Here is a 19,908-nt window from a genome sequence, read left to right as displayed (position 1 = left end):
TAAATTAAAATAAAATTAATTTAAATTAAATTATGCCTCAGCTTAAAAATTGGGATAATAAAACATGGCTTTCTTCAAAAGAATACATTGATAGTTTTGTTAAATTTTTAATAAAAAATAAAAAACTTAATAAAGATTCAAATATTTTAGATATAGGTTGTGGCAGAGGTAAGATTTTAGGAAAAATAAAAACTAAAGCAAAATTAAGAAATAAACCAATTGGAATTGATCCTGTTAATCATAAAGACAAAGATCGAAACATTATATTTAAAAAAATTGATGCTTTTAAATTTTTGAGAAGTAACCAAATAAAATTTGATTTAATTGTTATAAAACAAACTATTCATTTCTTTCCATTAAAAGACATTCCAAGATTAATAAAATATTGCAAAAATGCATTGAATAATAATGGAAAACTAATGATTTTTTCTATTAATGAAAAACGAACCCAAATTCCAACCTTTTCAAAAATGAAGAAAAAACTTAATCACTCTTTAAAAAAAGACTCTGAAATAAGAAAAAAAATTTTAAAAAATAATAAAGATACTAAATTTAAGATTTTTGATTTTCATGTAAAAATGAAAAGGAGTTCATATTTAAATATGATTAAACAAAAATATATTTCTGTACTCCTTGATTTTAATAAAAAAGAATTAAATAAAGGAGTAAAAGAAATTAATATTAGATATCCTAAGATAATAAGATTTATAGATTCATTAAATTGCTTGATAATTAATCAGGTTAAGTAATTTTTCTTAAGATGTTTTCTTGAAAAATGATTTTATGAATAATTACAGCTAAGATGTGTAGAGAAATTAAAGCTATCAATGTATAGTTTGCATATATGTGAATTTCATAAAATATTTCAGCAAGTTCAAAGTTACTTTTAATTTTAATTTTACTTATAAAAATATTTAATTTTTCACCTCCCAAAAGTTTTTTTAATGCACCTGAAATTGTGATTGTGAAAATTGTTAAATATAAAAAAATGTGATTTAACTTTGCAATTAATTTTTGACCTGGAAAAATACTGCTATTTAATGAAGGAGTTGGATTAAAAATTTTATAAATTAATCTTAAAATTGTAATATAAAATATTAAAATTCCACCAATAACATGATAATTTTCTACAGTAATTCTATCTTCTCCAAAATCTAAACCAACCAAATAAAAGCCAGCAGGAATTTGTAAAAATAATAAAATTGCTGTTATCCAATGAAATGATTTTGAAATAACACCGTATTCCGATATAGTATTAAATATCTTCATATGAAATTAAAACATATTAAATTACTTTTTAAAAATATTTTGTTGTTTAGTTTTTTAATAACTTTAACTGTTCCAGCATATTCTGATTTATCTGTTGAGGAAATCATTAAAGGAAGAAAAGCAATTTTTAGTAAAAATTATAACACAGCAAAAAGAGTACAATCTCTTGTATCTAATGGTGATTTTGATGAGGCCAAAGAATTAATGAAAGAGATGAGTGAAAATTATAAAAGTTTATTAGAATATTTTCCAGAGAATACAAAAGAAGGTTTTAAAACAGAGTCACTTCCTGCCATATGGGAAAACAAAGATGAGTTTAACGCTCTGATGACTAAATCTTCAAACGATATGATTGAATTAGCATCTATCATTGAAACCACTGATGACATCAGAGGTTCAATCGGCAAACTTATGTGGGCCAATTGTAAATCTTGTCATACGAAGTTTAGAGCCTCACATTAAAAAATTATTTTAAATAAAAATTATATAGTTAAGTTATTGAAATAGAATTATTTTATAGTGAGAGATGATTTGAGAAAAAAATTACTGATTGAGATGCGACCAATTGTGATAGCATTGATATTTATTTTTATTTTAGTTCCGCTGTGTAATAGCGTACTAAGTTAAATGGATAAAATACAATCTCACGCAAAATTAGTTATTGTTGGTGGTGGAATTATGGGTGTGAGCCTTCTTTATCATCTGACAAAAGAAGGATGGAGTGATGTTGTACTAATTGAAAAAAGTGAGCTTACATCTGGTTCTACTTGGCATGCTGCAGGACAATGTCCTCACATGTTGACAAGTTTAAATCTTGCAAAAATACATTTACACTCAACTAACCTTTATAAATCTCTAGAAAAAGAAACTGAACAACCAACTGGTTTTCATGAGACAGGAAGTTTAAGACTTGCTTACACTAAAGAAGATCTTGAATGGTTTGATTATACAAAAGGACTCTTGGATGTGGTAGGTTCACCTTGTTCAATAATTTCTACTGAAGAAATACATAAATATCATCCATTTATAAAACTAGATGGAATAAAAGGAGCATTCCTAACACCAGAGGATGGTTACACAGATCCAACGAGCACAACAAATGCATTAGCAAAAGGCGCAAGAAATGGTGGAGCAAAAATTTATAGGAAAAATAGAGTAACTGATATTGAACAGTTGCCTTCTGGAGAATGGAAAGTTATTACTGAAAAGGGTGATATAGTTTGTGAACATGTTGTGAATGCTGCAGGAAGTTTTTGTCCTGAAGTTGCTCAAATGGTTGGTTTAAAAAATGTTCCAAGTATCAATATGGTGCATCAATATTTAGTAACAGACTCTCATCCTGAGATAGAAAAACTTGATTATGAATTACCAGTGGTTAGAGACCCAGACTCTTCATCTTACTTAAGGCAAGAAGGAAAAGGATTATTAATTGGACCTTATGAAAAAGATGTAGCTGCATGGGCACTTGATGGAATGGATTGGAAGTTTGATATGGAACTATTAGAGCCAGATTTAGATCGAATTGCTGATCATTTAGAAAGAGGAATGGATCGAATTCCTCAATTTAAAGATGTTGGAATTAAAAAAATAATTTGTGGTCCAATAACTCACACACCTGATGATAATTTTTTAGCAGGTCCAGCACCAGGTCTTAAAAACTTTTGGATGTTTTGTGCAGCAAGTATTGGAATTGCACATGGAGGAGGAGCTGGAAAATATATGGCTCAATGGATTGTGCATGGAGATAGTGAAATTAATATGATGGAATTTGAACCACGTAGATACATGAGCTGGGTAAATAAAGAATATTCAGTTGAAAAATCTAAAGAACAATACAGAAGAATGTATGTAACACCTTTGCCGCATGATGTTGTTGAAATTGGAAGACCAATGAAAACAACATCTATTTATCAAAAACTCAAAGATAAAGGTGCAGAGTATTTTGATTTATATGGATGGGAAAAGCCAGCTTGGTTTAATAAAGATAAAATTAAAGAAGAGCTTAGTTATAAAAGAAACAATATCGAACCTTTTATCAAAAAAGAATGTGAGGAGGTTCATAATAATGTTGGACTAATAGATCTTTCAACTTTTTCAAAATACGAAATAACAGGTGAAGATAGTTATAAATTTTTAGATAGACTGTGTGTTAATCGAATTCCCAAAAAAGATGGGAGTATTGTTTTAACTCATATATTGAATGACATTGGTAGAATTCAAAGTGAGTTAACTATCACTAAACTAAAAGACAATCACTATTATGCATTGTCAGCAGCTGTATCTGAAATTAGAGATTTAGATTGGTTAAATCACAACAAATTAAAAGATGAAAAAGTAGAGATTAAAAATGTGACTTTAGATAAAGGTGCAATAGGAATAATTGGACCAAATTCTAGAAAGGTACTTCAAAAAATTACCGATACTGATTTAAGTAACGAAAATTTCCCATGGTTAAAATCTAAAGAGATAAAAATAAAAGACATTTCAGTTGTTGCATTAAGAGTAAATTATATGGGTGAACTTGGATGGGAGCTTCATCATTCTATGAATGATATGGCAAAATTATACGATCTTTTATGTGAAGCTGGTGCAGAATTTAAAATTATAGATTTTGGAGCACATGCAATGAATTCGTTAAGAATGGAAAAAGGTTACAGAGGGTGGGGAACTGAATTGACACCAGAAATAAGCGTTGTTGAGGCTGGCTTAAATAGATTTTTTAACTTAGAAAAAAAAGATACATTTATTGGATCAGAAGTTGTGAAAAAACTAAACTCTGAAGGTGGAAAGATTAAATTAATTTATATGGAAGTTTTTGCAAAAAATGCTGATGCACATGGAAATGAACCAATATATTTTAATGAAAAGATTGTTGGATTGACAACATCTGGAGGCTTCGGTTACAGAGTAAATAAGAGTTTAGCTTTTGGTTACGTCGAAACAAAATTAGCTGAACTTGGAAAAGAATTTTTAATTGATATCCAAGGTGAAAAAATCAAAGCTGTAGTAATAGATGAGCCTGCTTTTGATAGTAATAACGACCGATTAAAATCATAAAATCATAAAATCATGATTCCACAACCAGTTCTTGAACATTTAGAAGAATATATTTGCCAAGAAGTTTATGTTCAAATTGCTGTTATTAAAGGAAAAGAAAAAGGAACAACAAAATCTGCTATTAATAAGTATTTCAGCTCAAATCATTTTAGAGATTTATCTGAAGGACGACCTTATGATCATTTTATAGATGGTTTAAAAGATAAATGTTTAGGAAAGTTATTAAATTCTCCAATGAGAAATACCAAAACAGATGATGAGGTTATCAAAGAATTACAAAATAAATTGAATACTTTAAAAGAGGATGAGTTAAATGATACCTTTTGGGAAATTGAGACAGGTGAATATTTATCAGGAGCACAAGTTAAAGAGCTAGAAAATAAAAGAGATGAGATGATTAAAAAATTAGATTTATCAAATTCTATAAATCAATCTGACGAAGTTTATGAAACAATAATAAATTTTTGTAAAAAATACGAAGAACTTTGCAAGATTAAATATCCTGAAGCGCCTTTACCTTTAGAAATTAATAAAACTTTAAATTAACTTTTAGAGGTTCGCCCTTTAGCTAACTTACCAAAGGGCTCCTCTTATGTTGCCTCTGTGGCTTTTAAATCCGATTGGATTTTAAGTTTTTTAGTTTGATTAATTGAGCTTTGGATCAGCTAAGTGTCAGGTGGTGTTTTGTTTTGCATTCTCTACCTCCTATAAATTAAGCTTATAAAAACTATTAAATACTATCAATTTATTTATTTATATTTGAGGCAAATATATTAATTGAATACAACCAATTGATTTAGTAGTATCTCGATATCAAAATTAACTCTCCTTTCAAGTGTATCAATTTTAAATTTTTTTGTTTCAATTAATTTTTTTTTAATCAAAATAAACTCATGATTAAATATATAAATGGATTAATAAACTTAGTTGTAAGTTTAGTTGCTTCAACAATAATAATTTATGCTTTAAATATAATTGCTGGCTTTGCGGGCGCTGATTATAATTTTACACACGGTGAAGCTTTTATTGTTTGGATATTGATGGCTATACTTATAAATAATTGTTTTAAAAAATAATTTTTAATGAAAAAATTATCGCTTAAAGCAAAATGTTTATGTGGAAATGTAAGCTTTAAGACAAAAGGATATCATAGAGATGTCCAAAATTGTCATTGTGTTCAATGTATAAAAACACATGGTAATTATGCTGCTTATACAAAAGTTGAAGAAAATGATCTAAAATTTTTAGCTAAAAAGTCTCTTAGATGGTTTAAATCTTCTAAAAGAGCAAAAAGAGGATTCTGTAGTAATTGTGGAGCCAGTATTTTTTTTAAAGTTTTAGGAACTAAACAAATTTGTATTTCTGCTGGTATTTTTAATAAACCTACAAAACTGAAAACTTCTATCGATATATTTACTAAAGGAAAATCAGATTATTATAAATTAAACAATAATTTACCAAAGTTCTCAAAATATCCTAAAATTTAAATTTTAACTTTAATCATTATAATTTAGATTGTAATAATCAGTAACGCTTTATATGGAAAAAATTAACTATAGATTATATTCTTCATTTTTAAATTCTTTGGCTAAGGATTTAACAAAGTATTATTACTCTAAACTAAACAAAACTTTTAAAGTTTCTAACAAACTTAAAGGTAAGGGTTATGACCCAGTAACTACATCTGATAAAGCATTTGAAAAGTTTATTAGATCTAAAATAAATAAAAAATTTCCTAATCACCAAATAATCGGTGAAGAATTTGGTTTTAAAAAAACAAAGAGTGACTACTCATGGGTCATAGATCCTATCGATGGAACAAGATCCTATGTTATTGGAAACCCAACTTGGAGTAATTTGATATCTTTAAATTATAAAGGAAAGCCAATTGTAGGGCTTGCAAATTTTCCAGTATTAAAAAAATATTATTTTAATGAAACAGATAAAGCTGCATATGTTGTTGAGAGTACAAAAAAAAGAAAGATTAGAATTAACTCACTAGCAAATGTTAGTAATGCAAAAGTGTCTGCTGCTTTTCATAATTATTTGTCACCCAATAAACTAAAAAAAATTCCAAAAATATTGAAATTAATGCAATTTCCTTGTGCTGATGCTTTGAGTTATTCTCATTTTGCTGAAGGCAAACTCGATGTTGTAGCACAATGTTCAAACAAGATATGGGACATTCATCCATTAATTCCAATAATAAAAGCTGCTGGCGGTATAGTGACAACATGGAAAAATGAAGATCCATCTAAAGCTGGCCACATACTTTGTTCAGCAAACAAAAAAATACACAATTATTTTTTAAAATTATTAAAACCAGTTTCATGAACAAAGAGCTTTCTAAGCTTACCACAATTGTAATTGTAACTATTAATGGAAATATATCTTATGAAGTAATTGATAGAATATATGACAAATATAAAATTATAATTATAGAAAATAATTTAGATTATAACTTTAAAAAAAAAGTTAATGATAGATACCCTGATATTGAAATTATTATACCTAACGAGAATGTTGGTTTCGGCGCTGGTAATAATATTGGTATAAAAAAAACTTTAACCCCATATGTTTTGCTTTTAGGTCCAGACGTTTCTATAAATTTAGAAAATATAGTTTCACTTGAGTATTATGCTCAAAAACTTGAAAATTTTTCAATTTTAAGTCCAAATTCAAATGGTTTTGATGATTTACTTCTAACTAGTTTAGATAGACTTGACAAAAATTTTAAAGCAAAAATTAATACTGACAATGAAATAAGTGAGATTCCTTGGGTCCCTGAATGGTGCATGTATTGCAATGTTTTAGATCTAAAAAACATAGATTTTTTTGATGAAAGTTTTTTTTTATATTTTGAAGGTTTAGATCTATGCAAAAGACTTAAGAAAGCTGGAAAAAAATTTTATTTAATAAATAATAATATGATTACCCATCATTTTCATGGCACATCAAGTAATTTGGAAGATAAAAAAACTAAAAATCACTGGAGGTTAAGAAACTGGCATTTTTATTGGTCTAGCTTTTATTATCATAAAAAAAACTATAGTTATATAAAATCTGTATTTGTTCATTTATCTAAATTTTTAAGATTTTTTATTAAACAGTATTATTATTTATTAACTGGAAATAAGAATGGCTATATTTATACAAAATCAAAATCTGATGGAATTTTGAGTGCCTTCTTAAAAAGAAAATCTTCTTATAGAACGGATTTATAATTAATTAAGTTTTCCTAGATAATTTACCATCACAACACCAATGATGATTAGAATGATGCCAATTACACCATATAGATTAGGAATTTGATTAAATTTCAGAACTGCAAACAAAACAACACCTGTTACTGTCAAACCACTATACGTTGCATAAGCAAAACCAACTGGTAGAGCAGACATTGCTTTCGCTATAGAAAACATGGTAATGCACATAAAAAGAATACATAATATTGAAGGAGTTAATTTTGTAAAACCTTCTGAAATTTTAGCAAAGCTATTAGAAGCTATACCGAAAATAATTCCATTTGCTAAAAATAGATATCCTAATAAAGGCTTCATATTAAATAATAATGAATTTTAATGAATTAATCGAATAAAAAATATTGTTATTATTTGATAATTAAGTACTCAAAATTTTGAGTAGTTTCATTAATTTGCAAAAGTTTAGCACCATTTCTTGAATGAAATTTTGTTGCCATTTCTGTAAGAGGTGAGAGTGTAACTAATCGATTTAGATGGTTTGATTTTTTTATTTTTTTAAATACTTCTTTTACAATTAATTTTCCACCACCTTTTTTTTTAGACCAAACGGTATAAGCAATAGCTATTTGACCAACTTTTTGATCTCTCATCGCACTTTGTAAAAAAGCATCATGACTTAGCTTATCTAATTCCTCCACTGATTTTGGGATTTCATTTGTATATGCAAAACACATTACAGCATGTATTTCACCTTTATATTTAACGCCAAATATTTTACGTCCACAACTTGATCTAAAATTATTGTCCAATTCAGGTCTTATAGGATCTTCAGACGTATCACACTCATTTAATTCAATTAACTCAGCTCCTTTAACCCAATCAAAAAAGTTTGTAACTTTTTTATTAATGATCTGCCTATTTTTCCTTATCCTAGCTTTAATTCTAGGTTTAATTTTCTTAGCTATTTCTTTCACTTGCTAAATTAATTTTAGTATCGATATATAACTTTTTTAATAGTTTATATAAATTTTATCTGCAAATCCGTAGCACATTAGTGCACTTAGAATTGTTAAAATTAATGGAGCATAAATTCCTTCATCAGAGGTCTTATCGGTATGTCCTAATTTATTAATTTTGTTTGTATAAAAACCAACAATGAATGCAGAAAGGTTTTGTAAGAATATTACATTAAAAAAAGCCCAGGTATCATCTAAACCATTTGGTCTAATAAAACCAACGTAAATTGCCATAGCAGTTGATCCTAAAAATATAGAACCAAAAAACCTGGTCATTATAGCACCAGTATCATCCATTCCATATTGAGCTAAAAATGATTTAGTTTGGAAGACACATCTAAATCCATAGTAAGCAAACCCTATAAAATGAATTATAAAGATTGCAAAGAAAATTATTCCATTAAATTTTTCAAACATATTATTCCTTTCTTAATTTAATATACTCCAGAGTTTACTATTTTTAATATTTCTTCCTTTGAATTTGAAATTGTTTTGTAGACAAAATCATCACATTTTTTAACCTTATCTCCATCATAGGGTTGCCCATATAGTTCATCTACTATGGCTAATAAATCTTTATTTAACTTATCCTCATTAAGCCCTGTCTTTATCAAATGAGAATTAAGAAACTTTTTAGCAGCTATTGAATGGACTATTTTATCTAATTCTAATTGACCTTGTGGTATCATGCTGTAAGCATAATAAATTCCAGTACAATCTACTAATTGCTTTTGGTCTTTTGTTTCTGCCATTAAGCAAAATGGATAAATTAAGAATGACAAAATAATTAAAATATATGTTTTCATAAAACTCTTAGGCTAATCAATATCATTTTAATAATGTATCTGTTTTATTACAATGCTGCTATGTGTTTTACAGCCAACTAGGAAAAGGTAGGTTTTTTGACTTTAAAAATTCTTTATTAAACATCTTTGAGTTGTATTTGTCTGATTTGTCACAAAGTATAGTAACAATTGTTTTTCCTGGTCCTAATTCTTTTCCAAGTCTAATTGCACCTGCAATATTTATTCCGCAACTTGTTCCTAAACTTAAACCTTCATTTCGGATTAGGTCATATAAAATTGGTAAAGCTTCTGTATCTTCAATTGAATAAGCATCATCAATTTTTGCATTTTCAAAGTTTTTTGTAACTCTGCTTGATCCTATTCCTTCTGTTATAGACCCACCTTCAGATTTTAATTCACCATTCTTTATATAGTTATAAAGAGCTGATCCTTTTGGATCTGATAAATAAATTTTGATATCTTTATTTTTTTCTTTGAGTGCATTGCTTACTCCAGAAATAGTTCCACCAGTACCTGATGAACAAATAAATCCATCAATTTTGCCATCTAGTTGTTCCCAAATTTCTCTACCAGTTCCTTCGTAATGACCTTTTGCATTAGCAGTATTATCAAATTGATTAGCCCAAACTACTCCATTGTTATTAGTTGGTCTTAACTCATCTGCAAGTCTTCCTGCAATTTTTACAAAATTATTTTCATCTTTATATGGTTTTGGTGCAACCAACCTAAGTTCAGCACCTAAATTTCTTAAAGTATCTTTCTTTTCTTGTGTTTGGTTATCATTCATTACAATAATTGTTTTATATCCTAATGAATTACCTAAAAGACCTAAACCAATTCCTGTATTTCCAGCTGTACCTTCAACAACAATACCACCTTTAGAGATTAGTTTTTTTTCCTGAGCATCCTTTAATAAAGCAAGTGCTGCTCTATCCTTAACTGAACCTCCTGGATTTAAAAACTCAGCCTTACCGTAAATATTACATCCAGTAATTTCAGATGCTGCTTTAAGTTTTATTAGCGGAGTGTTTCCTATTCCAGAAACAAAATCATTTTGGATTTTTGTCATTAGTCTAATCTTGTATCACCACCTGGTGCTATACCATAAGGTTTAAATTCATTTGTAGCTGTGCCAACATTTTTAGCAGGTATTCCAACCATCACAGCATTTTCTGGTACGTCTTTTGTAATTACAGCATTTGCTCCAATTTTAGCGTTTTCACCAACAACTACTGGACCTAAAACTTGGGCACCTGAACCAACTACAACATTATTTTTTAAAGTTGGATGTCTCTTAGTATTTCTTTGTCCATTTGAATTTATACTTGGAGCTATACCACCCAAAGTTACCATATGATAAATAGTTACGTTATCACCAATTTCTGAAGTTTCACCTATTACAACACCCATACCATGATCAATAAATAAATTTTTTCCAATCTTGGCTCCAGGATGAATTTCAATACCAGTTAAGAATCTTGAGAATTGAGATATGATTCTTGCAACTAAATCAAATTTTGCTTGATAGAAAAAATTTGAAATCTTATGAAAAAATACTGCTTTAACACCTGGATAAGTTAAAATTAAACTTATTTTTGATTTAGCAGCGGGATCTCTATCAATTATTGATTGCAAATAATCATTCATAATAATTTTGTCCGGTTGATATCAATCGGAAGATGCTTATATAATAGCTATTAAATTAATTAAAAGACTTAATATGTATAAGAATACCAACTGTTTTCATTTAGCAATCCCATGTGGAGACTTGGAAAAAGCCAAGAAATTTTATAGCGAGTCTTTAGGCTGCAGACTTGATAATGCAGATCAAGAATGGGCTGATGTTGATTTTTGGGGTAATGAATTAACCCTTCATGCAAGTGAGCATAAGTTAGATAATGAAAGACATGATGTAGATATGGGAAATGTTTCTGTCCCACACTTTGGCGTACATTTATCAAGGAAAGATTTTGATGCTTTAAAAGCAAGATTAAAAGAAAGAGGTGTTAAATACTATGATGAGCCTTATTTGAGATTTAAAGGAACTAAGTATGAGCAAGAGACTTTCTTTGTAAAAGACCCTAACGAAAATATTTTAGAGATCAAAACTTTAACAGCAAATCCAGAATAATTTTTCTTTAAAAACAAGGTATTATTTTGTCCAAAGGGACAAATTAAATCTTTGACTAGTATCTTTAATTTTAGTTAACATTGATTTTTAATTATAATTAAAGGAGAGAGATAAAATGAGAATAATTAAGTCTACACTTGTAGCTGGATTAATTTCTTTATTAACTGCATTTTCATCATTCGCTGAAAAAGTTAAAATTGGAGATCCAGGTTGGACAGGTGCAACTGCTATAGCAAATTTACTTGCAGCAGTAGTTAATGATAAAATGGGTGGAGAAGCAGAATTAGTTCCAGGTAACAATACTGCAATCTATGCAGCTATTGAAAGAGGAAAAGGTGAAATCGATGTTCATCCTGATATCTGGTTACCAAACCAAGAAGCTTATACTAATGACTTAGTTCCAAAAGGAGCATTAAAGTTAAGTAGCAAACCTTATGAAGGAAACCAAGGTTACTGTGTAACTCAAGACTTCGCTAAAAAAATGAACATTACTTCTATCTTTGATTTAGGTAGACCAGAAGTTGTTAAAGCTATGGATAGTGATGGAAATGGTAAAGGTGAGTTTTGGATTGGTGCAGACGGTTGGGCTTCAGCAAATGTAAATGAAATCAAAGTAAGAGATTACAAATTACTTGATGCTGGAATTGAACCTATCAGAGCAGCAGAAGCAGTTAAGAATGCAAGAGTATTAGACTCTATTAAAAAAGGTGAAGGATATGCATTCTATTGTTACAAACCTCATGCAATCTGGGGAATGGCTGATGTAGTAATGTTAGAAGAACCAAAACATGATCCTGCTAAATATAAAATGGTACAACCAAAAGCAGATCCTGATTGGAAGAAAAAATCTTACGTTGCTTCTAAAGATGCTCTAAAGCAAATTCAAATTGGATGGGCTACTTCTTTAGAAAAACAATCACCAGCTATTGTTGAATTTTTCAACAACTTTCAATTAACAGCAGATGATGTTTCATCTATGGCATATGCAATCTCAGTTGAGAAAAAAGATCCAGCTGCAGTTGCTAAAGCTTGGATGGATGCAAATAAATCTACTGTTGATGGTTGGTTAGGTTTATAATTTTAAAACAAATCTTAGACCCGGCAGTCTAACTGCCGGGTTTTTCATTTAAAATTTTCATATGTCTAAAGAAACAGTCGGTTGTGAAATAAAAATTGAAAACGTTTGGAAAGTTTTTGGTAATACACACAAAGATGCTTTAGATGCTATTCAAAATAAAAATATTTCAAAAAAAGAAGCTTTAGAAAAATACAATTCTGTCATTGGTGTATCTAATGTTTCATTTGATGTAAATCCAGGTGAAATTTTTTGTGTTATGGGTTTATCTGGAAGTGGTAAATCAACATTAGTTAGACATATTAATCGATTATTAGAACCCACATCAGGAAAAATTTTAATTGATGGTCAAGATATTATGAAACTTGAAAAAGAAAAACTTCAAGATTTTAGAAACAAAAAAATTGGAATGGTTTTTCAAAACTTTGCTCTAATGCCTCATCGATCGGTGATTGACAACATTGCAATGCCTTTAGAGATTAGAGGTGTAAATAAAAATAGACGATACGATCAAGCTAACAAAATATTGAATATTGTAGAACTCCAAGGATGGGGGAATAAATATGCACATGAGTTATCAGGAGGTATGCAACAAAGGGTAGGTTTAGCAAGAGCTTTAGCTGCAGATCCTGAAGTTTTGTTAATGGATGAACCTTTCAGTGCATTAGATCCTTTAATTAGAAGACAATTACAATTTGAGTTTATTAAACTTTCAAAACAGATGAAGAAAACAACTGTGTTTATCACTCATGATTTGGATGAAGCAGTCAAGGTTGGACATAGAATTGCAATTATGAGAGATGGAAAGGTAATTCAGGTTGGTACACCTGAGCAAATTGTAACTAAACCAGCTGATGAATATGTAGAGGATTTTGTAAAAGGAATTTCAAGATTAAAAGTTGTTGAAGCTAAATCAATTATGAAACCGATTGAACAGTTTAAAAAAGAAAATGGTAAACTTCCAGATCAAACAATAAAAATGAAAGAAAACGATATTCTGAGTAAATTAATTGAACAATCAGTATCAAATAATGCATCATTAATTATTACTGATAAAAATGATAATGATGTTGGAGTTATTACTCAGCAAGAATTGCTAAAATCAGCAGTAGAGGGCCAAGATGAGTAATTTAGAAATACAAAACAAAGATGAGATAAGAAATTTTGTAAAGACTAATCAAGATTATTATATCAATAACTTTGAAGCTATTGGTAATAGTTCAAAATATGTATTTTCATTCAATATCGCAGCTTCTTTATTAGGCTCTATTTGGTTTGGAATTAGAAATATTTGGAACTATGCATTAGCTTTTTTAATAATTGAAACATTTGCGATCGTTCAAATAATAAGAGGTTTTTTTGGTAACATTAGTGCTGAAGCTTATGAGAAAATAGAAAAAATTGAGGCAACGATTGCTTTTAGAAAGAAACAACTTCAGGCAGCTATAGAAAATAACCCTGATAAAGTTGAAATGTTTGAGAGGACAATTGCTTCTTTGGAAAAATCAGTAAGTGAATTTTTGGCTGAAGCCCAAAGAGTAGAAGCTTCAGGAGTTTGGATAGCAATTGGAGGAATTTTGTTATTTATTGTAATTAGAATTGTTCAAGGAATGTTTGCAAATACTATTCTAGAAAAAAGATTTTCTGAGTGGTTATCAAACAAAACTTTAAGTCCTGGAATGGAAATTAAGAATTTTCTGATTAGTGGGGTATTTTCATTAGTTATAATTTTATTTTCAACAATTCATTATAGCTTTCCAAATTATATGGATGTAATGAAGGATTTTCCTACTCATCCAGATATTAGATTAAATTCAATTGCAGGAGTAGAAGGAGCATTTGATTATTTAGTTTTAAAAGGAGAGAGGGTATTTGATGCAATTACTTTTGGAATTAGATCAGTATTAGACTCATTAGAGTTATTGTTTGTTAAAACACCTTGGATCGTAATTATAAGTGCAATTGTTTTATTAACTGGTTTATCAGCTGGACCAAAGGCTGCAATTTATTCAGCAGCATTTTTAGCTTATATGGGTTTTTTAGGTTTTTGGATTAAAGCAATGACAACATTAGCATTACTTGGAACTGCCGCTTTATTAAGTATCGTAATTGGAATTCCACTTGGAATTTATTGCTCAACACGTCCAAGATTTTATTCTTTTATAAGACCTATAATGGATTTCATGCAAACAATGCCAGCCTTTGTATTCATGATTCCAGTTATAGCATTCTTTGGTACTGGAAAGGTTGCTGCAGTTATTATTACAATGATCTTTGGTGGAACACCTGTTGTAAGATTAACAGTTTTAGGTTTAAGAGGAGTACCTCAAACAATAAGAGAAGCAGCAATCGCATATGGTGCTTCTAAGTGGTATTTACTTACAAAAGTAGATATTCCACTTGCAATGCCAACTATTCTTGCAGGTGTAAATCAAACCGTGATGTTAAGTTTAGCAATGGTTGTTGTTGCATCGCTAATTGGCGCAAAAGGTTTAGGCCAAGATGTATTAGAAGCGCTTCAGTATGCTAATGTTGGTCAAGGTATACTTGCAGGTATAGCTATATTATTTGTTGCTTTATTATTAGATAGGATTGTACAAGGAAAGAAAAGAGTTTAATAGAACCTAATGGAGTTTTTGTTATTAGGTTTTTTCACTAGCCTAAGTCTGATCCTAGCTATAGGACCTCAAAATGTTTTTGTAATAGAACAAGGTCTAAAAAAACAATATGTTTTTTTAGTCTGTCTGATTTGTTCAATATCTGATTGCATTCTAATATTTGTTGGTATCTTTTTATTTCATTATTTTAGCCAATATTTTAATTCATTAATTGAGTTATTATTTAATATCGTACTATTAGTTTTTTTAAGCCATTTTATTTATTCAAAATTTAAATCACGTAATGAATATGTAGATTTAAATCAGAACAAAAATACTATCTCAGTAATTAATATTGTTTTTAAAACATTGGGTTTTACTTATTTAAATCCACATGTTTATTCAGATACTGTTTTTATTTTAGGAAACTTTTCAAAAAATTTTGATCTAACTCAAAAAATTATTTTTGGGATAGGTGCTTCTTCAGCCTCTTTTTTATTTTTCTTTTTATTAGGCTATGCATCAAATTATTTTTCAAAACACTTAAATAGTAAAGAAATATGGATAGTAATTAATTGGATGATTATAGGAATTATGAGTGTGTTAACTCTTTATGTCTTAAGAGAAATATATATTTCAATTATTTAAAAATTCTTCAATAATTTTATTTACTTTATCAGGTTCTTCTAAATGAGCGTTATGACAACAACCATTAATAACTTTAAGTTTACTATTTGAAATATTTTTATTTAAAGTTTCTACTTGTTCATAATTATATGAGACATCTTTATCTCCCCAAATAATAAGAGTTTTATTTTTGATATTTTTTAAATTTGAAAAACCATTCCAATTTTTCATAGCATGAAGAGCATTATTAGCAGTTTCTTCAGAAACATTTTTGGATGCATTTTCACATAGATAGTACTCTCTATCATCATGGCCTTTAACAAACCATTTAGCCGGTATTCTATCTATAAATTTTTTAATGCCTTCATTTTTTAATCTTAAAATAGACTCATCCATTGTTTCAAATCTACCTGGTATGTCGCCAATAGAGCTCGTTGCAAAGCAGATTAATTTTTCAACTTTATCACCCAAAATTTTTGCTATTTCTTGAACAATCATTCCTCCCATTGAATGACCAATCAAATAAAATTTATCAATATTCTTTTGTTTAATTATATTTATTATAAATTTTGCCATCTCATTAATTGAATTTAATGATTGAGCATTAAAACTTTCTCCGAAACCAGGTAAAGCAGGCGAAATTATTCTATAATTTTTTTTAAAATATTCTTTTTGATATCGCCACATTTCTGATGAACCAAGAAAACCGTGAACAAAAACAAAAGGATAGCCACTGCCATTATCATCAATAAAAATATTACTCATTCAAAGATTTTATCATAAATCTTAAATCCTTGTTGTTTAAAATTACACATAATGAACACTTGATAAATTTGAAAAAATAAATTTTATAATATCTTAAATTATGGTTAAAAAACTTGTTAATGTTACACGTAACGGATCAATTGAAAGTGAACACTATGGTCATGGCGTAATCATAGACTCGTCTGGAAAAATTTTAAAAGAGTGGGGTGATAGTTCTCATCTTATATATCCAAGATCTTCATTAAAACCTATTCAGTCACTCAATCTTTATAAAAATGGATACATGGAAAAAGCCAAATTGTCAGCCAAACAAATTGCATTTTCAACATCCTCTCATTTTGCAGAAGAAATTCACCAAGAATTAATTTTAAAATGGTTAAAAGAAATTAATACTGATGAAAGTAAACTTGCATGTGGTGAAGATTGGCCTTGGCAATTACCAGAAAAGTTTAAAGCTTATGATAAATATAAAAAAAGAAGAAAAATTTTTCATAATTGTTCAGGAAAACATTGCGCTCATTTAGCAGTCTCTTTAGATAGAGATCTACCAATTGAAAATTATAATTCTCCTGATCACACTATACAAAAAGAACTTTTTTCAATTATTGAGGATTTAGCAGAATTTAAAATTGATAAAGTAGGAGTGGATGGATGTACTCTTCCCAATCCTTTTATGCCTTTAAAAAAATTTGGTCAGTTACTTGCAAACTTTGCTGATTTTAAAAAATTAGGAGAGCTAAGTGGTATTGCTGAAACAATTTATAATTCATGTGTTAGTGAGCCAGAATATGCTGGCGGAAAAGAAAGTGATAATTCAATTCTAACTAAAATATTAAATAAAAAAGCTTTTTTTAAAAATGGTGCAGAAGGAGTTTTTGCTGCAATCATTCCAGAGCTAAAAATTGCTGCTGTTGTTAAAATAACTGATGGTAATTCTAGAGCATCATCAACTGCAATAGCAGGGATGATATCTGAGTTAAATCTTATTAATAAAGATGAACTTGAAAGTTTTTTAAATAAACCAGTTTACAACTCTACAGATCAAACTGTTGGAAGTATTTCTTGGTGTGGTTAGTTTGAATAACCGTATTTCTTTAATCTTACATCACCAGTTCTTGCATGCGCTTCCATACCTTCATATCTAGATATTCTTGCAGCAGCCGCACCAACTAATTCCGTAGACTCTTTAGTCATTCTTTGGAAACTTAAAGTTTTAATAAATTTTCCAACAAATAATCCACCCGTATATCTTCCGGCACCTTTAGTTGGTAAAATATGATTTGTTCCTGAACATTTATCACCGTAAGCAACTGTAGTTTCTTCACCAACAAATAAAGATCCATAATTGGTTAATCTTTCATGGAACCATTTTAAGTTTTCTGTTTGCACTTCTAAATGTTCTGGAGCATATTCATCACTTACTTTAACCATCTCTTCATCTGTATCACATAAGATTACTTCTCCATAATCTCTCCATGCAGCATCAGCATTTTGTCTAGGTACCTCAGGAAGTTCAGCGATTAGTTCTGGAACTCTCTTCATTACTTTTTCTGCAAGCTCTTTACTTGTTGTGTACAACCAACAAGGAGAATTATATCCATGCTCTGCTTGACCGACTAAATCAACAGCAACAATTTCAGGATCTGCTTTTGCATCCGCTATAATTCCAATTTCAGTTGGACCAGCAAATAAATCTATACCAACTTTACCAAATAAAATTCTTTTTGCTTCAGCTACAAACTGATTACCGGGACCAACAATAATATCAGCGGGAGGATTATTAAATAATCCATTTGTCATTGCAGCAATAGCAGGAACACCACCTAAATTTAAAATTACATCTGCACCACAAAGGTCAGCCGTATATACGATAGTAGGATGAGCTCCCACACCTTCTTTTGGTGGGCTACAAGCAATAATGTTTTTTACACCAGCAACTTTTGCAGTTGTTACACTCATTACAGCTGATGCAATGTGAGCATATCTTCCACCAGGTATATAACAACCAGCTGTATTCACAGGAACTAATTTTTGACCAGCATACAATCCATCAGATAATTCTACTTCAAAATCTTGTCCATAGTTTTTTAGTTGTGCTTCTGCAAATTTTCTAACACGATCATAAGAAAATTGAATATCATCTTTAGTTTTTTGATCTAAAGTTTTTTTAATTTCTTCAATTCTTTCTTTTGAAACAATAATTTCACCATCATACTTATCAAATTTTTTTGTAAGATCTATGCAACCTTGTTCTTTAGTGTTTTCTAAATCTTTTAAAAGATCTTGTACGATCCCAGTAGTTTTTGTGTCATCAGTTGAAGATGTTTTTGGTGATTTTTTTAAATAAGTGATTGCCATTATTGTTCCTTTAAATTTTTAGTGAGGATGTTTTAGACAATTTCAAGATTATTGCAATGCAACTTTTAGTCTAAAGCAACAACTGCAGCTGCAATTGATGCTAATCTAGCCTGTGCTTCATCAGATCTACTAGTAATAACTATTGGAACTTTACCACCAACAACCACACCTGCAGCACACGCTCCACAAAAGTAAATCATCATTTTGACTAATGAATTCCCAGCTTCAACATTTGGTACCAATAAAACATCAGCATCTCCTGCAACATCATTTTTTATACCTTTAATAGCAGCAGATTTTTTTGAGATACAATTATCAAATGCTAAAGGTCCAAAAATTTCAGCGTTAAGGTTTTCATCTTTAGCTATTTTTGTAAGTTCAGCAGCTTCAACTGAGCTTGGAACACTTTCAATAACTTCTTCAGTAGCTGAAAGTAGGGCAATTTTGGGTTTATTTATTCCAATTCGATTAGAAAAGTTAACTACATTTTTTAATATGTGCATTTTTGTTTTTAAATTTGGTAAAACATTTAATGCACCATCAGTAATAATTAATGGTTTATCATCTTTATTTATTGTCATGTGCCAAATATGACTAAGTCTTGTTTTTCCAATTAATCCATAATCTCGTTTTAAAACCTCTTTCATCAAAATATCTGTATGAATATGGCCTTTGACAATTATTTGAACTTTTTCTTCACTAGCCAGTTTAGCAGCAATAGGTGCAGTATTGTTTTCTACACTTTCATCAATAATTTCATATTTTGAGACATCAAAAGTTAAATCTTCAGCACATTTTAAAATTTCTTTTTTGTCTCCTATAAAAATAGGTTCAATTAAATTTTCATTCACCGCATCTTGTACTGATAGCATGGCTAAAGGTTTTCCAGCATTTACAATTGCAGCTTTAATACCTTTCTTTTTTGATGAATAATCTAGAAGATTATTTGGGCAAAGAATTTCTTTGTTTGAAAGCATGAAAAGTATTTATAAATTATTTTGGAT

At 29.2% G+C, this 19,908-nt stretch carries 24 protein-coding genes; 14 read left to right on the top strand and 10 right to left on the bottom strand.

The window, feature by feature from the left end; all coding sequences use genetic code 11:
* Positions 1 to 32: 32 nt before the first annotated feature.
* On the top strand, positions 33 to 749 hold the full coding sequence (locus ACTT9U_RS05985; protein WP_440932254.1) for a class I SAM-dependent methyltransferase: 717 nt from the start codon (positions 33 to 35) through the stop codon (positions 747 to 749).
* Here the strand turns inward: ACTT9U_RS05985 and ACTT9U_RS05980 are convergent.
* Positions 742 to 1,269, bottom strand: coding sequence for a cytochrome b (locus ACTT9U_RS05980; RefSeq protein WP_440932253.1), 528 nt, complete (start codon positions 1,267 to 1,269; stop codon positions 742 to 744). The genes ACTT9U_RS05985 and ACTT9U_RS05980 overlap by 8 nt on opposite strands.
* Here ACTT9U_RS05980 and ACTT9U_RS05975 point away from each other — a divergent pair, their 5' ends adjacent.
* The 7 genes from ACTT9U_RS05975 to ACTT9U_RS05945 all read left to right on the top strand — a co-directional run bounded on the left by ACTT9U_RS05975 (position 1,270) and on the right by ACTT9U_RS05945 (position 7,550).
* A complete protein-coding gene (locus ACTT9U_RS05975) occupies positions 1,270 to 1,731 on the top strand; it encodes a cytochrome c (RefSeq protein ID WP_440932252.1) in 462 nt (153 codons plus the stop codon).
* 165 nt (positions 1,732 to 1,896) lie between these two features.
* A complete protein-coding gene (locus ACTT9U_RS05970; protein ID WP_440932251.1) occupies positions 1,897 to 4,326 on the top strand; it encodes an FAD-dependent oxidoreductase in 2,430 nt (809 codons plus the stop codon).
* 12 nt (positions 4,327 to 4,338) lie between these two features.
* Positions 4,339 to 4,872, top strand: coding sequence for a hypothetical protein (locus ACTT9U_RS05965; protein WP_440932250.1), 534 nt, complete (start codon positions 4,339 to 4,341; stop codon positions 4,870 to 4,872).
* A gap of 347 nt (positions 4,873 to 5,219) precedes the next feature.
* The gene (locus ACTT9U_RS05960; RefSeq protein WP_440930565.1) at positions 5,220 to 5,402 is read left to right on the top strand and encodes a hypothetical protein; all 183 of its coding nucleotides are present in this window, start codon (positions 5,220 to 5,222) and stop codon (positions 5,400 to 5,402) included.
* A gap of 6 nt (positions 5,403 to 5,408) precedes the next feature.
* Complete coding sequence (locus ACTT9U_RS05955; protein ID WP_440932249.1) at positions 5,409 to 5,813, top strand: GFA family protein; 405 nt, start codon at positions 5,409 to 5,411, stop codon at positions 5,811 to 5,813.
* 52 nt (positions 5,814 to 5,865) lie between these two features.
* Positions 5,866 to 6,660 carry an inositol monophosphatase family protein gene (locus ACTT9U_RS05950; RefSeq protein ID WP_440932248.1) on the top strand — a complete coding sequence of 265 codons (795 nt, stop codon included), beginning with the start codon at positions 5,866 to 5,868 and terminating at the stop codon, positions 6,658 to 6,660.
* Positions 6,657 to 7,550, top strand: a complete 894-nt coding sequence (locus tag ACTT9U_RS05945) for a glycosyltransferase family 2 protein (protein WP_440932247.1) — start codon at positions 6,657 to 6,659, stop codon at positions 7,548 to 7,550. The genes ACTT9U_RS05950 and ACTT9U_RS05945 overlap by 4 nt, the downstream gene beginning before the upstream one ends.
* Here the strand turns inward: ACTT9U_RS05945 and ACTT9U_RS05940 are convergent, their stop codons facing one another.
* The 6 genes from ACTT9U_RS05940 to epsC form a co-directional block, all read right to left on the bottom strand.
* Positions 7,551 to 7,886, bottom strand: coding sequence for a DMT family transporter (locus ACTT9U_RS05940; protein ID WP_440932246.1), 336 nt, complete (start codon positions 7,884 to 7,886; stop codon positions 7,551 to 7,553).
* 50 nt (positions 7,887 to 7,936) lie between these two features.
* Positions 7,937 to 8,503, bottom strand: a complete 567-nt coding sequence (locus tag ACTT9U_RS05935; protein ID WP_440932245.1) for a hypothetical protein — start codon at positions 8,501 to 8,503, stop codon at positions 7,937 to 7,939.
* A 36-nt stretch (positions 8,504 to 8,539) separates the two neighbouring features.
* Positions 8,540 to 8,962 (bottom strand): hypothetical protein, encoded by a 423-nt coding sequence (locus tag ACTT9U_RS05930; RefSeq protein WP_440932244.1) that lies wholly within the window; start codon positions 8,960 to 8,962, stop codon positions 8,540 to 8,542.
* A 17-nt stretch (positions 8,963 to 8,979) separates the two neighbouring features.
* Positions 8,980 to 9,297, bottom strand: a complete 318-nt coding sequence (locus ACTT9U_RS05925) for a hypothetical protein (protein ID WP_440932243.1) — start codon at positions 9,295 to 9,297, stop codon at positions 8,980 to 8,982.
* Positions 9,298 to 9,418: 121 nt separating this feature from the next.
* On the bottom strand, positions 9,419 to 10,420 hold the full coding sequence (locus tag ACTT9U_RS05920) for a cysteine synthase A (RefSeq protein WP_440932242.1): 1,002 nt from the start codon (positions 10,418 to 10,420) through the stop codon (positions 9,419 to 9,421).
* Positions 10,420 to 10,998, bottom strand: a complete 579-nt coding sequence (epsC, locus tag ACTT9U_RS05915) for a serine O-acetyltransferase EpsC (RefSeq protein ID WP_440932241.1) — start codon at positions 10,996 to 10,998, stop codon at positions 10,420 to 10,422. The genes ACTT9U_RS05920 and epsC overlap by 1 nt, the downstream gene beginning before the upstream one ends.
* A 73-nt stretch (positions 10,999 to 11,071) precedes the next feature.
* Here epsC and ACTT9U_RS05910 point away from each other — a divergent pair, with 73 nt between their 5' ends.
* The 5 genes from ACTT9U_RS05910 (at position 11,072) to ACTT9U_RS05890 (ending at position 15,802) form a co-directional block, all read left to right on the top strand.
* Positions 11,072 to 11,482, top strand: a complete 411-nt coding sequence (locus ACTT9U_RS05910; RefSeq protein WP_014952984.1) for a VOC family protein — start codon at positions 11,072 to 11,074, stop codon at positions 11,480 to 11,482.
* Positions 11,483 to 11,597: 115 nt separating this feature from the next.
* The gene (locus tag ACTT9U_RS05905) at positions 11,598 to 12,560 is read left to right on the top strand and encodes an ABC transporter substrate-binding protein (RefSeq protein WP_440930053.1); all 963 of its coding nucleotides are present in this window, start codon (positions 11,598 to 11,600) and stop codon (positions 12,558 to 12,560) included.
* A gap of 61 nt (positions 12,561 to 12,621) precedes the next feature.
* Positions 12,622 to 13,686 (top strand): quaternary amine ABC transporter ATP-binding protein, encoded by a 1,065-nt coding sequence (locus ACTT9U_RS05900; RefSeq protein ID WP_440932240.1) that lies wholly within the window; start codon positions 12,622 to 12,624, stop codon positions 13,684 to 13,686.
* Positions 13,679 to 15,175: an ABC transporter permease gene (locus ACTT9U_RS05895; protein ID WP_440932239.1), complete on the top strand. Its 1,497-nt coding sequence runs from the start codon at positions 13,679 to 13,681 to the stop codon at positions 15,173 to 15,175. Before ACTT9U_RS05900 ends, ACTT9U_RS05895 begins: the two co-directional genes overlap by 8 nt.
* Positions 15,176 to 15,184: 9 nt before the next feature.
* Positions 15,185 to 15,802, top strand: coding sequence for a LysE/ArgO family amino acid transporter (locus tag ACTT9U_RS05890; RefSeq protein ID WP_440932238.1), 618 nt, complete (start codon positions 15,185 to 15,187; stop codon positions 15,800 to 15,802).
* Here ACTT9U_RS05890 and ACTT9U_RS05885 read toward each other — a convergent pair.
* Entirely contained in the window at positions 15,791 to 16,546 is a 756-nt protein-coding gene (locus ACTT9U_RS05885) for an alpha/beta fold hydrolase (RefSeq protein ID WP_440932237.1), read from the bottom strand. The two genes, ACTT9U_RS05890 and ACTT9U_RS05885, sit on opposite strands and share 12 nt — an antisense overlap.
* Positions 16,547 to 16,646: 100 nt before the next feature.
* Here ACTT9U_RS05885 and ACTT9U_RS05880 point away from each other — a divergent pair, with 100 nt between their 5' ends.
* The gene (locus tag ACTT9U_RS05880; RefSeq protein WP_440932236.1) at positions 16,647 to 17,621 is read left to right on the top strand and encodes an asparaginase; all 975 of its coding nucleotides are present in this window, start codon (positions 16,647 to 16,649) and stop codon (positions 17,619 to 17,621) included.
* Here ACTT9U_RS05880 and hisD read toward each other — a convergent pair.
* Both hisD and ACTT9U_RS05870 read right to left on the bottom strand, forming a co-directional pair.
* Positions 17,618 to 18,904, bottom strand: coding sequence for a histidinol dehydrogenase (hisD, locus tag ACTT9U_RS05875; protein WP_440932235.1), 1,287 nt, complete (start codon positions 18,902 to 18,904; stop codon positions 17,618 to 17,620). The genes ACTT9U_RS05880 and hisD overlap by 4 nt on opposite strands.
* A gap of 65 nt (positions 18,905 to 18,969) precedes the next feature.
* Positions 18,970 to 19,881, bottom strand: a complete 912-nt coding sequence (locus ACTT9U_RS05870; RefSeq protein WP_440932234.1) for a bifunctional enoyl-CoA hydratase/phosphate acetyltransferase — start codon at positions 19,879 to 19,881, stop codon at positions 18,970 to 18,972.
* Between the last annotated feature and the right edge of the window lie 27 nt (positions 19,882 to 19,908).

The organism is Candidatus Pelagibacter sp. (assembly GCF_052049975.1).
Lineage (GTDB): Bacteria > Pseudomonadota > Alphaproteobacteria > Pelagibacterales > Pelagibacteraceae > Pelagibacter.
This window is presented reverse-complemented; position numbering and strand designations above follow the sequence as displayed.

Coding starts and splice junctions, on each gene's coding strand:
- ACTT9U_RS05985 (WP_440932254.1), top strand. CDS start 33: ATGCCTCAGCTTAAAAATTGGGATAATAAAACATGGCTTTCTTCAAAA.
- ACTT9U_RS05980 (WP_440932253.1), bottom strand. CDS start 1,269: ATGAAGATATTTAATACTATATCGGAATACGGTGTTATTTCAAAATCA.
- ACTT9U_RS05975 (WP_440932252.1), top strand. CDS start 1,270: ATGAAATTAAAACATATTAAATTACTTTTTAAAAATATTTTGTTGTTT.
- ACTT9U_RS05970 (WP_440932251.1), top strand. CDS start 1,897: ATGGATAAAATACAATCTCACGCAAAATTAGTTATTGTTGGTGGTGGA.
- ACTT9U_RS05965 (WP_440932250.1), top strand. CDS start 4,339: ATGATTCCACAACCAGTTCTTGAACATTTAGAAGAATATATTTGCCAA.
- ACTT9U_RS05960 (WP_440930565.1), top strand. CDS start 5,220: ATGATTAAATATATAAATGGATTAATAAACTTAGTTGTAAGTTTAGTT.
- ACTT9U_RS05955 (WP_440932249.1), top strand. CDS start 5,409: ATGAAAAAATTATCGCTTAAAGCAAAATGTTTATGTGGAAATGTAAGC.
- ACTT9U_RS05950 (WP_440932248.1), top strand. CDS start 5,866: ATGGAAAAAATTAACTATAGATTATATTCTTCATTTTTAAATTCTTTG.
- ACTT9U_RS05945 (WP_440932247.1), top strand. CDS start 6,657: ATGAACAAAGAGCTTTCTAAGCTTACCACAATTGTAATTGTAACTATT.
- ACTT9U_RS05940 (WP_440932246.1), bottom strand. CDS start 7,886: ATGAAGCCTTTATTAGGATATCTATTTTTAGCAAATGGAATTATTTTC.
- ACTT9U_RS05930 (WP_440932244.1), bottom strand. CDS start 8,962: ATGTTTGAAAAATTTAATGGAATAATTTTCTTTGCAATCTTTATAATT.
- ACTT9U_RS05925 (WP_440932243.1), bottom strand. CDS start 9,297: ATGGCAGAAACAAAAGACCAAAAGCAATTAGTAGATTGTACTGGAATT.
- ACTT9U_RS05920 (WP_440932242.1), bottom strand. CDS start 10,420: ATGACAAAAATCCAAAATGATTTTGTTTCTGGAATAGGAAACACTCCG.
- epsC (WP_440932241.1), bottom strand. CDS start 10,998: ATGAATGATTATTTGCAATCAATAATTGATAGAGATCCCGCTGCTAAA.
- ACTT9U_RS05910 (WP_014952984.1), top strand. CDS start 11,072: ATGTATAAGAATACCAACTGTTTTCATTTAGCAATCCCATGTGGAGAC.
- ACTT9U_RS05905 (WP_440930053.1), top strand. CDS start 11,598: ATGAGAATAATTAAGTCTACACTTGTAGCTGGATTAATTTCTTTATTA.
- ACTT9U_RS05900 (WP_440932240.1), top strand. CDS start 12,622: ATGTCTAAAGAAACAGTCGGTTGTGAAATAAAAATTGAAAACGTTTGG.
- ACTT9U_RS05895 (WP_440932239.1), top strand. CDS start 13,679: ATGAGTAATTTAGAAATACAAAACAAAGATGAGATAAGAAATTTTGTA.
- ACTT9U_RS05890 (WP_440932238.1), top strand. CDS start 15,185: ATGGAGTTTTTGTTATTAGGTTTTTTCACTAGCCTAAGTCTGATCCTA.
- ACTT9U_RS05885 (WP_440932237.1), bottom strand. CDS start 16,546: ATGAGTAATATTTTTATTGATGATAATGGCAGTGGCTATCCTTTTGTT.
- ACTT9U_RS05880 (WP_440932236.1), top strand. CDS start 16,647: ATGGTTAAAAAACTTGTTAATGTTACACGTAACGGATCAATTGAAAGT.
- hisD (WP_440932235.1), bottom strand. CDS start 18,904: ATGGCAATCACTTATTTAAAAAAATCACCAAAAACATCTTCAACTGAT.
- ACTT9U_RS05870 (WP_440932234.1), bottom strand. CDS start 19,881: ATGCTTTCAAACAAAGAAATTCTTTGCCCAAATAATCTTCTAGATTAT.